Genomic DNA, 13,368 nt, shown 5'->3' on the forward strand with positions numbered 1-13,368 from the left:
ATGGCAAACATGACCTACCAGATAGACGAGCTACTCAACACGTCACCCTGTGGATTCCTCTCGTTTGCTGACGATGGTACGATCCTAATGGTCAACGCCACATTACTGGAATTACTCGGATACGAAACCGATGAACTGCGGGAACGCAAAATGGACTCCATTCTGCCAATGCCCAGCCGGATTTTTTTTCAAACCCATTTCTTCCCCCTGTTGAAGCTCGACGGTAAAGTAGAGGAAATTTACTTCTCATTAAGGTCGAAGCATGGTAGTGATATACCTATGCTGATCAACGCTGTGCGTCGGAATCAGGGAGGAAACTTTGTGAACGATTGCATCTTGATCTGTATCCGCCAGCGTATTCTATACGAAGGTGAAATTATTAAAGCAAAAAAAGCAGCAGAGGCAGCTATTCTCGCCCAAAAGCAAGCGGAAATAGCTTTGCGGAAACAGTACGACAAGGCTATATTACTTCAAGAAATTACTCAACACATCCGTCAATCTCTTGATTTGTCTACAATTTTTGAGATTGCTTCCCAGGACATTCGCCTGTTTCTTGATGCCGAGCGCGTCGGCATATTTAAGTTTGATCCTGACAGTAATTTTGGATATGGTGAGTTTGTTTCAGAATCCGTAGGCGAAGGATGTAAATTGGTAAGCAAAAATCTCTTGAACGACAAGTGTGGTGGTCAACAATATCCTAATTCATATCAAGAAGGAAGAATGAAGATAGTTGAAGATATCAATAATATTGATCTTCAACACTGTTACCGCGCTCTTTGGAAACAATTTCCGGTTCGGGCTAATTTAGTTGCGCCGTTGCTAAATGGACAAGATTTGTGGGGGTTGTTATGTATTCATCAATGTTCTGCTCCTCGGCAATGGGAAGAATTTGAAGTTGACCTTGTTAAACAGATTGCTAATCAGTTAGCGATCGCCATTAAACAAGCGGATATTTTCCAGAAGTTGCAGAAGGAATTGGCAGAAAGGCAGCAGGCCCAAGCGCGGATGAGAGAAATTAATCAACAACTGGCACTCTCTAACGAAGAACTAGCCCGCGCTACTCACCTCTTAGAACAAGTGGTAAATATTGATGGGTTGACTCAAATTGCTAATCGCCGCTGTTTTAATGACCGCTTAGAGCATGAATGGCAGCGGCTATACCGGGAACAAAAACCTATTTCTCTTTTGTTGTTTGATGTGGATTATTTCAAACGTTATAATGATTGCTACGGTCATCAAATGGGGGATAGTTGCCTGTTCAAACTTGCTCAGACGGTGCAAGAGGTGGTGTACCGTCCGGCGGATTTAGTGGCGCGTTACGGCGGAGAAGAATTTGGCATCATTTTGCCTAATACAGATATTGAAGGAGCGAGTTCGGTGGCCCAACGGATTCACGCTGCTATTCAAGCTTTACATATTCCTCACAAAACCTCTGATGTGAGCGATGTAGTTACTATTAGTATGGGTATCGCCAACTTGATTCCGATTTCGGAACTATCATCGGCTGACTTGATTGCGCTCGCCGATCGTTCACTGTACCGTGCCAAGCACCAGGGGCGCAATCAGTCGGCGACCTGCGACTACAGCGGCGATTCGATTTTTGACACTGACGCTTAAATCACAATAATTGACACCGAGGACAAAAATTTGTCCCCAGTGTCTCAAAGTAAGTCATTGAATAAATTTAAGTGAGCACGGAGGGATTTGAACCCCCGACCCTCAGGACCGGAACCTGATGCTCTATCCACTGAGCTACGTGCCCTCGACTTTTTAGAGTATAACACGTCTTGCGGAAAATGGCGAGTGCCGATCGCAAATTTCTTGACCCGCCTCCAAATCGCTTGAGGGATGCGGGTTCAACTCGCCCACGCGATCGGAGAGCAGGCAGTTCTCGAAGCTAGAGACTGCAAATTCTACCTAAATGTTCACAATAATACGACAATGGGGGAAATAATCAACTTTAATCTAGCCAAGATTAGGTTTACATTCGATGGGGTCGAGCATCTAGCACAGCTAAAATAGCCCGCATCAATTCTTTCTAGCTAGTCGGCAGTAAATGGTGCTGCTGTTAAGACAGCTTGTGCAAGGACGCTTCTAGACTAAGTTCACCAAACCTCTCAATCTTATGGTTTCTCAACTTTTAGACAAATTACCGCTGCGAACTGTTCTCATAGTTCCATTTGTACTGCAAATCGTTGGAGCCGTGGGACTCGTAGGATATCTTTCTTTTAGAAACGGACAAAAAGCAGTTAATAACCTTGCCAGTCAGTTAATGAGCGAAGTGAGTTTGCGTGTCGAGCAAAACCTGCAAGTTTACCTAACAACTCCCCATCAAATCAATCAAACTAAGCTGGATGCTGTCAACATCGGGTTGTTAAAGATGGAAAACTTATCAGTTTGGGAGAAATATCTTTGGCGGCAAGTACAATTATATCCATATATCAATTTTACCTCCGTTGGCAACAATAAGGGAGATTATAGAGCCGGTGAGCAACTGTCTAACGGCTCCCGAATGATCAATGTGATAGAAACATCTACTGGGTTAAATTTTAATTCTTACAGTACAAACGAACGAGGCGATCGCACTACAGTTACCACCATTGCCAAAAACTATGACAATCGGCAACATCCTGCGTACCAAAAAGCCGTAAAAGTCGGCAAACCTACTTGGAGTTCAGTTTTTGTTTCCTTACTAGAACCGACATTACTTATCAGCGCTATCCAACCAGTATACAGCGAAAAAAATCAGCTAGAAGGAGTCTTATTTACTGCCTTGCGTCTCGACCATCTTGGGAGATTTCTCAACAGTCTCAAAGTTGGCAAATCCGGTCAAACATTTATTATAGATCGCCAGGGTACTTTATTAGCAACTTCCACAAGTGAAAACCCGTTTCGCAGTAAAGGTAATAAAAGACAATTGTTTAAAGTAGAAGAAAGCAGCAACCCTTTTACTCGGTCTACAGCTAAATATTTAACTGCACAGTATCAAAAATTAGACCTAATTAAAAAATCGGAGTTATTGAGCTTTGAAATAAATCACAAGCGACAATTTTTAAAAGTCTTGCCGTTCCAAGACGGCAAAGGTTTAGACTGGCTGATTGTCGTAGTTGTTCCCGAAGCAGATTTCACCAAAGAAATCGATGCCAATACCCGCACAGCGGTTTTGCTTTGTTTCGCAGCTTTAGGAGTAGCTGTGGCGATCGGCATTCTGACTTCTCGGTGGGTGACAAACCCTATTTTGCGCTTAAATGCAGCAGCAAAAAATATTGCTAAAGGTGAATGGGACACAACCGTAGAAAGTGAACGTTCGGACGAATTGGGGGAATTAGCCAAGTCATTTAACAGCATGGCTCAACAACTGCAACAATCTTTTGAAACTTTAGAGAACCGAGTGCAAGAGCGGACGGCAGAATTGGCTGTAGCTAAAGACAAAGCAGAGGTAGCGAATCAAGCTAAAAGCACCTTTCTTGCTAACATGAGCCACGAATTGCGATCGCCTCTCAATGCAATTCTCGGCTTTTCCCAACTGATGACTCGCAGCCAAACTCTATCCCCAGAACATCAAGAAAACATTAGCATAATTAACAGCAGCGGAGAACACCTGCTCACCCTGATTAATAACGTACTCGATTTATCTAAAATTGAATCCGGGCGCACCACCCTCAATCCCAAAAAATTTGACCTCTATCGCCTGCTAAACGACTTGGAAGATATGTTTGAACTCAAGGCACATGACAAGCAGTTGCAGTTAGTTTTTGATCGGAGCACCGACGTGCCACAATATGTAGAAACCGACGAGATAAAGGTGCGACAAATCTTAATTAATCTGCTCAATAACTCTCTTAAATTTACCCATGAGGGGGGTGTAACTGTCAGAGTTAGCAAGCAGTCATTAGGCCAAAGTCAGCAGGTAGAAAAGGGGAGCTTTGCTCACCAAGAACTATCACTAAATACAGAAATTTCAGCACTTAATGGTCTTAAAATATCTCAATCCAGTCACTCGAACAACCAGATTATTGCCACGCCAAATGACGATTCAGCTTCTACCTCTTCCTTCTTCCTTCATTTTGAAGTCGAAGATACTGGTCCCGGTATTGCTACCAATGAATTAGACGCTCTTTTTGAACCATTCGTGCAAACCAAGACCGGCAAAGATTCGCAAGAAGGTACTGGCTTGGGATTGCCAATTAGTCGCAAATTTGTGGAATTAATGGGCGGCGAAATGAGCGTCTGTTCTGCTGTTGGCAAGGGAACTCAATTTAAGTTTGACATTCAAGTTATTGCGGTCGATGCCGCTGATATTGACAGCCCAAAACCGACCCGTAATGTTATTGCTTTGGAACCCCACCAACCCACCTATCGAATTTTGATAGTAGACGATAAACCGCTAAATCGCCAACTGCTAATTAAACTTCTCAATCCTTTGGGTTTTGAACTAAAAGAAGCTACTAACGGTCAAGAAGCTATTGAGATTTGGCACTGTTGGGAACCACATTTAATTTGGATGGACATGAGAATGCCCGTGATGGACGGCTACGAAGCGACGCAATACATTAAAAGCACTATTAAAGGTCAAGCTACTGCGATTATTGCGCTGACTGCGAGCGTGTGGGAGGAAGAACGGGCAGTTATTTTGTCGGCGGGCTGCAATGCTTTTATGCGGAAGCCTTTCCGGGAAGCGGATATTTTTGATGCTCTGCACAAACATATCGGAGTGCGCTATATTTATGAAGATCCGGATCAAACTAATTTATTGCCAATCAAAGAGGGCGATCACGCAATGACTGCGACTGATTTGGTGAAATTGCCTGATTCACTGGTAGCTAATTTAAAGCTAGCGATACTGAATGCAGATATGGATTTAATTGATACCTTGATAGAGCAAATTCGATTAGAGGATGCAGTAACGGCTAGTGCGATCGCAAATTGTATAGAAAATTTTGAGTACGACAAAGTTTTAAAGTTAATATCTCAAGCAATATCACATGAATAACGACATTCTTAGCACCGAGCGCGGTAATATTTTAGTAGTTGACGACACCCCAGCTAATTTGCGGCTGCTAGCCGGAATTTTGAACACCAAGGGCTATAAAGTGCGCCCGGTACCTAGCGGCGAGTTAGCACTTTCGGCGGCAAAAGGTATGCCTCCCGATTTGATTTTGCTGGATATTATGATGCCGGAAATGAATGGGTATGAAGTCTGCCAAAAGATTAAAGCTGATGAACGAACTTGCGACATCCCCGTAATTTTTATTAGCGCGATTAATGAGGTACTTGATAAGGTCAAAGCCTTTGCGGTAGGTGGCGTAGATTATATTACCAAGCCATTTCAGGTGGAAGAGGTTCTAGTTAGGGTAGAAACCCATTTAGCAATGTGCCAATTGCAAAAAAAGCTTCAACAGAAAAACGATGAACTGACACTAACTTTAAATAAATTGCAAGCTACTCAGAATCAATTAGTGCAATCGGAAAAAATGGCTGCGTTAGGGCAACTGATTGCAGGCATTGCTCACGAAATTAATACGCCGTTGGGCGCAATTCGGTCGTCTATTGGAAATATTACTAACTTTTTGGATAACAATCTCGAAAGTTTGCCAGTTTTTTTTAAAGAACTGTCAGCAGAACGCCAGCACGATTTCTTGCGTTTGATGTACAGTTCTAGTCAACAAAATTACTCTTTATCTACTAGAGAAAAACGGGTTCTGAAAAAAGGCGTAAAGCAGCAACTAGACTCGGAAGGCATTGACAACGCTGACAGCCTTGCTAGCATTTTAGTCAATATCGGATTGCAAGGAAATCTGCAAGAATTCTTGTCGCTGCTCAAAGATCCTGAAAGCGAAAATATTATAAAAACCGCCTACGACTTTGCTAGCATTCACCGGAGCGCCCGAACCATCGCTACCGCTACTGAACGCGCTGCAAAAGTTGTCTTTGCTCTGAAAAATTATGCGCGTTACGATGTAAATGGGGAAAAAATAGAGGTGAATATTACGGAGGGAATTGAAACTGTATTAACTCTTTATCAAAACCAAATAAAGCAGGGTGTGGAAGTTGTCAGAAACTATCAATCTCAATTGCCTCCGGTACTGTGTTATCCCGACGAACTCAATCAAGTTTGGACCAATTTAATTCACAATGCCTTACAAGCGATGGACAATCAAGGAACTTTAACAATTGACGCGGTACAACAAGATACCAACGTCTTGGTAAAAATTATTGACAGCGGTAAGGGGATTCAACCAGCGATTATTCCGAAAATTTTTGAGCCTTTTTTTACTACTAAACCTGCGGGAGAAGGCAGCGGGTTGGGACTGGATATTGTCAAAAAAATAATTGAAAAACATCAGGGTAAAATTGATGTAGAGTCGGCACCGGGTAATACAGCATTTACAGTTTCTTTGCCGATTAATTTAACTGAGTAGCTAAAGCGTCGCAGACTGAAGTCGGGGGCTAAAAATTTGCAGTCTACCCGCGCCGAATGTAGAATTTGGCAAACGGTGTGCTTACCCATCGGGCTTCACCCTGCCAAACTAAAGAAGGAAACTAGCGATGTCTAAATCAGCAATTTTGTGTGTGGACGATGAAGTAGGGGTGTTGGAAAGTCTGGAAATTGAACTGCAACAGGCTTTTAACGGTAAATATCTTTGGGAATTTGCTGAAAGTGCTGCCGAAGCCCTGGAAATTATTGAAGAGCTATGTGAAGCTGAGGTTAACATTCTAGTAATTGTCTCTGATTGGTTGATGCCCGGAATGAAAGGAGATGAGTTGCTGATTAAAATTCATCAAAAATATCCGCAAATTGTGACTGTGATGCTGACAGGACAAGCAGACAAAGAAGCAATTGAACGCACAAAAATTCAAGCAAATCTTCATGCTTTCATAGAAAAACCTTGGCAAAGTCAAGAATTAATTGAAGCGATTAAGTCTGGTCTAGCAAATTTATGAAAAAACCCGTCATTATTTGTGTCGATGATGAGCAGACTATACTCGATAGTCTGGAAATAGACTTGCTAAAAGCTTTTGAAGATAAATATTTAATTGAAACGGCTCAAAGTGGCGAAGAAGCTTTAGAGTTGCTGTCCGAACTTTTAGCAGAACAGTATGAAGTTCCTTTGGTTATTTCGGATCATATCATGCCTAGTATGAAAGGAGACGAACTATTAAGGAGCGTTCATGCTATCTCGCCGAACAGTCTCAAGATTATGCTGACGGGGCAGGCAGATTTGGAGGCGGTAGCCAATGCTATTAACTATGCTAAATTGTACCGATATATACCTAAACCTTGGCAATCTGATGACTTAAAGTTAACTGTTACTGAGGCAATATATAAATATTTTCAAGATAAACAATTAGCTGAAAAACAAAGAGAGCTTCAGGAAATGAATCAGGAGTTAGTCAAATTAAACCGCAAGCAGGCCATGCTGATTGCCAAACTCCATGAAAACGAAAGTCGCTTGACGCAATATCTAGAAGCTATGCCATTGGGTGTGTGTGTAATTGATGCAAACGGGCAATCTTTCTACGCTAACCAGAAAGCACGGGATGTATTTGGCAAAGGCACTGTGCCGCATATTAATTCAGAGCAAAAAGCAGCAATTTATCAATTCTATAAAACCGGGACTAATCAGAGATGCCCTGTGGAAGAATTGCCAATTATGCGGGCGCTTCGCGGCGAAAATGTGCGGACTGAGGGTGTAGAAATTCGTACAGCTAATAAGATTACTCCTGTAGAAAGTTGGGCAACTCCAATTTATGATTCTACAGGCGAAATTTCCTATGCGATTATTGCTTTTAGTGACATAAGTGAACGCAAAGAAGCTGAAGCGGCGCTAATTCAAGCTGAAGAGAAGTATCGCGGGATATTTGAAAATGCTCTCGAAGGTATATTTCAGACGACGCCGGACGGACATTTTATCAGTGCGAATCCTGCTCTTGCAGAAATTTACGGCTACGATTCCGCATCAGAATTGATAGAAAGCATTAATGATATTCAGCAGCAATTGTACGTGAAACCGAACCGCCGTCAAGAGTTTCTGGCGCTGATGAAACAGCACGGTACTCTGTGTGAGTTTGAGTCTCAGGTTTACTGTCGAGATGGCAGCATTATCTGGATTTCTGAGTATGCGCGCACAGTTTATGATGCTAACGGTGAAGTGCTTTACTATCAGGGTTTTGCTAAGGATATTAGTTTGCAAAGACAGGTGGAAGTGGAACGAATCAAGTTTACTAATGATTTAGAAAAAGCTTTGGCAGCTCAAGAAAAGTTAAATGAGGCACTCTCAGAAAGCGAAAGCCGATTGACTCAATTCCTGGAAGCGATGCCGGTGGGAATATTTGTTGTGGATGGTAAGGGTAAACCTTTTTACATGAATTCTTGGGGCGAAAGGATACTAGCCCAAGGTTTAATTTTTGATGGGGGTACTGACCAATTTCCTGAAGCTTATCATTTTTACGACGCTGGAACTAATCAATTGTATCCGAGAGATAGCCAACCGATTGTTCGGGCGTTGCGGGGAGAATTTGTGCGTATGGACGATCTAGAAGTTCATGGGTCGGATCGGATTGTGCCGATCGAGGTTTGGGCGACTCCAATCTACGACGAACGGAAAAACATAGTTTACGCGATCGCCGCTTTTCAAGACATCACAGAGCGTCAAGAGGTAGAAAGCGAGCGCCGGCAATTCACAGACGAGTTACAAAAAGCTTTAGCAGCGGAAGAAAAATTAACAGATGCTTACGGGCGGTTTGTGCCACACGAATTTCTCCACTTTCTGGGATATGAAAGTATTCTGGAAGTAAAATTAGGGGATCAGGTACAGAAAGAAATGTCGGTGCTGTTTTCAGATATTCGCGATTTCACTTCTGTTTCTGAAACGATGAATCCCGAAGAAAATTTTCAATTTATTAATGCTTATTTGTCGCGGATGGAACCTGCAATTACTAACAATTTTGGTTTTATTGATAAATACATTGGCGATGCGATTATGGCCCTGTTTAATGGCAGTGCGGACGATGCTGTGAAAGCTGGAATTGCTATGCTAGAACAGCTTAACGAGTATAATATTAGTCGCAATCGAGCCGATCGCCCGCCGCTGCAAATTGGCATTGGCATCAATACGGGTTCTTTGATGTTAGGCACGGTGGGTGGTCAAAGTCGGATGGACAGCACGGTGATTAGCGATGCGGTAAACTTAGCCTCCCGCGTAGAAACTTTGACGAAAGAGTATGAAGTTTCGATGTTAATTACTCACAATACTTTTATACAGTTAAATGATATTTATGATTTGAGGTTGATCGATCGCGTAACAGTTAAAGGCAAATCGCGAATGGTAACAGTTTATGAAGTATTTGCGGCCGATCCGCCAGAGTTACGACAGAAAAAGTTAGAGACAAAGACAATCTTTGAGCAAGCTTTGGTACTCTACAATAGTGACAAGTATGGCGAAGCTATAAGATTGTTTTCGGCCTGCTTGGAAATCAACCCTAATGATAAGGTAGCTCAAATTTATATGCAGCGGTGTCTGAAAGGAGCGATCGCTCCTCCATAATACAATTTTAAATTTTAGAGTTTAGAATTGGGAATGATTTATTCCATAATGGTTGGAAGTTTGCCTACAGTTACATTTTTTTTTAACTGGTCTAATCATTGTTTAGACAGGCAGAGAAACGCAAACTCTTGTTTCTTGCTGCGGCAAACTTTCTATTTTAAATTCTCCTCCGTGCAATTCTACAAGGCGTTGAACAATAGCCAGGCCCAATCCCAAACCTGCTTGTTGGTAAAGTTTGCGATCGAACTGCCTGTAAGCTTCTAGCTGTGCAATCTGATCGGTAGTCATGCCGCGGCCTTTGTCTTTGACAGACAGAATAAAAGTCTGATTTTCGACGAAAGTGCTTAATAAAACTGGCGTTCCTTCTAATGAAAACTTGAAGGCATTGTCCAATAGTTCTTCAACAATTTTTGCGAGTCTGACAGAATCCATAGCTACCGACGAATCTTGCAAGTTTAATTGTAAATCTTCTGTTCTATTAGCGTGTTTTGCTTGCTGCCGCGCTTTTTGACTCAGCAAAGACTTTACACAGCTAAATTCGCTATTTCGCATCTCCTTTAGCAGTTCGGGATTTGTGGCTGCTATCTCCAGTTCTGCATATAGCAAAAAGTTTTGAATCAGTCTATACAAGCGATGACCGGAAGTTTGAATTTGACCGATCATTTCTAAGATATCTGATTCCTCTAAGACCTTATATTCTGACAGAATCAGCTCAGAGAAACCCAGAATTGCATTCAAAGGAGTCCGCAATTCGTGGGGCAGCGACATACTAATATTAGTGCGTAATTCGTCTAGGGTCTTTTGAGATTGTCGGCTAATTGTTTTTTGTTTTTCAAGTCTAATAGCAATGGCTTTTAGCAGTTCTTGCGGCGTACATGGCTTAGTAATGTAATCGTCAGCTCCCAGTTCCATGCCCGTGCGAACGTCAACTTTATCGGCTTTGGCTGTGAGGAAAATAAACGGGATTGTGGCAGTCAAGGGTTCGGAGCGCAAAGCTTTGATGACGCCGTGACCATCTACTTCCGGCATCATCATGTCGCACAAAATTAAATCCGGGATTTGTTCGATCGCCAATTTGATGCCGACTTTGCCGTTAATCGCTCCTATTCCTTCAAAATTCTCGGCTTCCAGCAACTCTAAAATATTTTCTCTAATCGCTTCTTCGTCTTCTATTACCAAAATTTTAGCCACGGTGATAGCTCCTTTTAGTTAGTAGTTTGTTGGAAAGTTTTGGGTTCAGATACTTGATAAGTTTGTTTGTTAGGGGCTTAATTAATCGTTAAATCGCAGATATATAGTTGATAATTCAGTTGTTATTGACTAGGAGGGCAAATGAGAGGCAAGGTAATAGTGAAAGTTGTACCTTTTCCTTCTTGACTGTCGATCGCAAGTTGGCCACCGTGAAGTTCCACAGCCCTCTTCACAATTGCTAAACCGAGACCTGTTCCCGAAATAGTGCCGACATTTGTAGCTCGGTAAAAAGTTTCTAATATCCGCTCTCGATCGGCTTGGGGAATGCCGATGCCCTGGTCTTGAACTTGGAAAACAGCTTCTTTGTTTTGACAGTTGAGGTGCAAGGAAACTGTGCTGCCGACGGGGGAATATTTGATGGCATTTGAGAGGACATTTCCCAAGATTTGCTGCAGCAGCTTTTCATCCATTTGAGCCTCGCAGTTGCCACCTTCATATTGAAAGGCGATCGGGTGTTGGTTGCTGTCGTTGAGCTGCTGCTCTTCTACCAGTTGACGGCAAAATTTTTCGAGGTTTAAGGAAACTGGTTGAAACTGCAAGGTATTGGCTTCGATTTTACCAATTACGAGGATATCTTCTAATAACTCTGTCATGCGTTTAATTGCTAATTGAATCCGCACAAAATGAGTAGATTTTTTATCTTGGGGCCACTGAGAACTGTAGTCTTGCAGCAATCCAGCGGAAAATTGGATGGTTGTCAAAGGTGTGCGGAACTCGTGGGAAACCATTGTGACAAATTTAGCTCGCAGTTGTGAAAGTTCCTTTTCTCGTGCGAGGGCTTTGAGAATTTCCGCTTCTGCTCGTTTGCGATCGCTAATGTCACGGGCTTCAGCAATCAGCAGCAAAACTTGTCCTGTTTCATTTTTAACAGGTTTCAGTGAGAAATCAACTGTCATAATTTGGCCACTTTTGCCTAACAAGTCGATTTCGCTGCGGAAAAACTCGCCGCGACTTGCTTTGCCGATCGCCCATTGCAATTGTTCGGAAACCTGTGGCGACTGAGCCCAAATCGCCATTTCCCAAATCGGGCGGCCCACAATACCCTCCGATCGCAATCCGGCAAAATCGAGGGCTGTCTCGTTCACTTCCAGCACAATTCCTTCGGGAGTCAGCAGCTTGGTTAGCTGAAACGAAGAGTCAAAAATCGCCCTAAAGCGGCGCTCGCTTTCCCGCAGCATTTGAAAGGTTTGAGAGCGTTCGATCGCGTAGCGGATCGTCCGCACTAATAATTGAGTAGTAATTTGACCTTTAACAATATAGTCTTGAGCTCCCAAGCGAACTGATTCGAGGGCGATCGCCTCATCGTCCAAGCCTGTCATTACCACCATTGGCACATCAGGAGCAACTTCTCGCAGGCGAGTTAGCGTTTCCAAACCACGACTGTCCGGCAAAGAAAGGTCGAGCAAAACTACATCAAAGGGTTGTTTACACAGTTGTGCGATCGCCTCATGCAGGAACTCAACAGACACCAGTTCCCACTCGACGCCCACAGATACTTCTAAGAGTTCTGCAAGCAAATCAGCATCAGCCGGATTGTCTTCTACTAACAGAATTTTAATCCACATAGCTTAGACGTTTTTGACTGTAAAATTTTTACTCTACCAATCTTAGGTTAAACTTTTCCGCTTTCCCATGCCATTTTCAACTTGAAAATTATTATTTGGGAACTGTCACCACCACCAGCCACCAATCCTTAATCCATCTCACCAGCTTAGCGACTTGACTAAAATCGATAGGCTTAGTGATGTAGCACCGGGCTAACAGGGAATAAGACTTGAGCATCTCTTCATCGGCTGCTGAGGTTGTCATAATTACCACCGGAATCATTTTTAACTTGAGTGCTGAGTAGATTCCTATCAATATTTTCAACCATTTTTTTTAGGCAAAATCAAGTTAAGCAGAATTAAATTGGGACGAGAAGGCGAACAGAAAAGCTTGATTATTCAATAAAATTATTGCTTATACCATATCTTATACTATTTGCCAATGGTTAAAAATTGGCTTGTCGCCAGCTTTTATAAAGTCCATTCAGCCTCGCTGAGCAAATCATCCACCTGCAGAATTTCCATAGGTTAAAAATTTTTAGATCGCTCATAAGCAAAACATTTGCTCATAAGCAAAACATTTGTTCGTTTAATTTAGAGGAAGTTTGACGACTGCCAGCCAGAATTCCTCAATTAACCTGACTACTTTAGTAAATTCTACGAAGTCTACCGGCTTGGTTATGTAACAGTTGGCGTGGAGCGAGTAGGACTTAAAAATATCTTCTGGAGCTGCTGAAGTGCTGAGAATCACTACAGGAATTAATTTTAAGGCTGGGTCAGTTTTAATTTCTTCTAGCACTTCAATACCGCTTTTTTTCGGCAGATGCAAATCGAGCAAAATCAAATCGGGACGAGGTACCCTAAGATAGGGTTCTTTTCGGCGCAAAAACTTGATTGCTTCGACTCCATCCTCCACAAAATGCAGGTTATTCAATATTTTACCCTGATTGAGGACTTCTATTGCCAAATCGGCATCGCTGGGAGAATCCTCAATCAGCAGAATCTCTATAGGTCTAACAGTGCTT

At 42.5% G+C, this 13,368-nt stretch carries 9 protein-coding genes and 1 tRNA gene; 5 read left to right on the forward strand and 5 right to left on the reverse strand.

Features of this window, described 5'->3' with window-relative positions; translation table 11 throughout:
* Complete coding sequence (locus QUA38_RS02675; RefSeq protein WP_333096922.1) at positions 1 to 1,617, forward strand: diguanylate cyclase domain-containing protein; 1,617 nt, start codon at positions 1 to 3, stop codon at positions 1,615 to 1,617.
* Between the two features lie 72 nt (positions 1,618 to 1,689).
* On the opposite strand, the gene QUA38_RS02680 is transcribed toward QUA38_RS02675, so the two are convergent.
* Positions 1,690 to 1,762 (reverse strand) — tRNA-Arg (locus QUA38_RS02680).
* A gap of 363 nt (positions 1,763 to 2,125) precedes the next feature.
* Between QUA38_RS02680 and QUA38_RS02685 the strand changes: the two genes are divergently transcribed.
* The 4 genes from QUA38_RS02685 to QUA38_RS02700 all read left to right on the forward strand — a co-directional run bounded on the left by QUA38_RS02685 (position 2,126) and on the right by QUA38_RS02700 (position 9,548).
* Positions 2,126 to 4,993 (forward strand): ATP-binding protein, encoded by a 2,868-nt coding sequence (locus QUA38_RS02685; RefSeq protein ID WP_333096921.1) that lies wholly within the window; start codon positions 2,126 to 2,128, stop codon positions 4,991 to 4,993.
* On the forward strand, positions 4,986 to 6,422 hold the full coding sequence (locus tag QUA38_RS02690) for a response regulator (RefSeq protein WP_333096919.1): 1,437 nt from the start codon (positions 4,986 to 4,988) through the stop codon (positions 6,420 to 6,422). Before QUA38_RS02685 ends, QUA38_RS02690 begins: the two co-directional genes overlap by 8 nt.
* 127 nt (positions 6,423 to 6,549) lie before the next feature.
* Positions 6,550 to 6,945: a response regulator gene (locus tag QUA38_RS02695; RefSeq protein ID WP_333158957.1), complete on the forward strand. Its 396-nt coding sequence runs from the start codon at positions 6,550 to 6,552 to the stop codon at positions 6,943 to 6,945.
* Positions 6,942 to 9,548 (forward strand): PAS domain S-box protein, encoded by a 2,607-nt coding sequence (locus tag QUA38_RS02700; protein ID WP_333096916.1) that lies wholly within the window; start codon positions 6,942 to 6,944, stop codon positions 9,546 to 9,548. The genes QUA38_RS02695 and QUA38_RS02700 overlap by 4 nt, the downstream gene beginning before the upstream one ends.
* 102 nt (positions 9,549 to 9,650) lie before the next feature.
* Here QUA38_RS02700 and QUA38_RS02705 read toward each other — a convergent pair whose 3' ends face one another.
* The 4 genes from QUA38_RS02705 to QUA38_RS02720 form a co-directional block, all read right to left on the reverse strand.
* Positions 9,651 to 10,739, reverse strand: a complete 1,089-nt coding sequence (locus QUA38_RS02705) for a response regulator (protein WP_333096914.1) — start codon at positions 10,737 to 10,739, stop codon at positions 9,651 to 9,653.
* 122 nt (positions 10,740 to 10,861) lie between these two features.
* Positions 10,862 to 12,364, reverse strand: coding sequence for an ATP-binding protein (locus tag QUA38_RS02710; protein WP_333096913.1), 1,503 nt, complete (start codon positions 12,362 to 12,364; stop codon positions 10,862 to 10,864).
* 91 nt (positions 12,365 to 12,455) lie between these two features.
* The gene (locus QUA38_RS02715; RefSeq protein ID WP_333158959.1) at positions 12,456 to 12,668 is read right to left on the reverse strand and encodes a hypothetical protein; all 213 of its coding nucleotides are present in this window, start codon (positions 12,666 to 12,668) and stop codon (positions 12,456 to 12,458) included.
* A 264-nt stretch (positions 12,669 to 12,932) separates the two neighbouring features.
* Positions 12,933 to 13,368: response regulator (locus QUA38_RS02720; RefSeq protein WP_333158961.1), on the reverse strand; the 436-nt coding region annotated here is incomplete at its 5' end.

It is taken from the genome of Microcoleus sp. Pol12B4 (genome assembly GCF_036701385.1).
Classification (GTDB): domain Bacteria; phylum Cyanobacteriota; class Cyanobacteriia; order Cyanobacteriales; family Microcoleaceae; genus Microcoleus.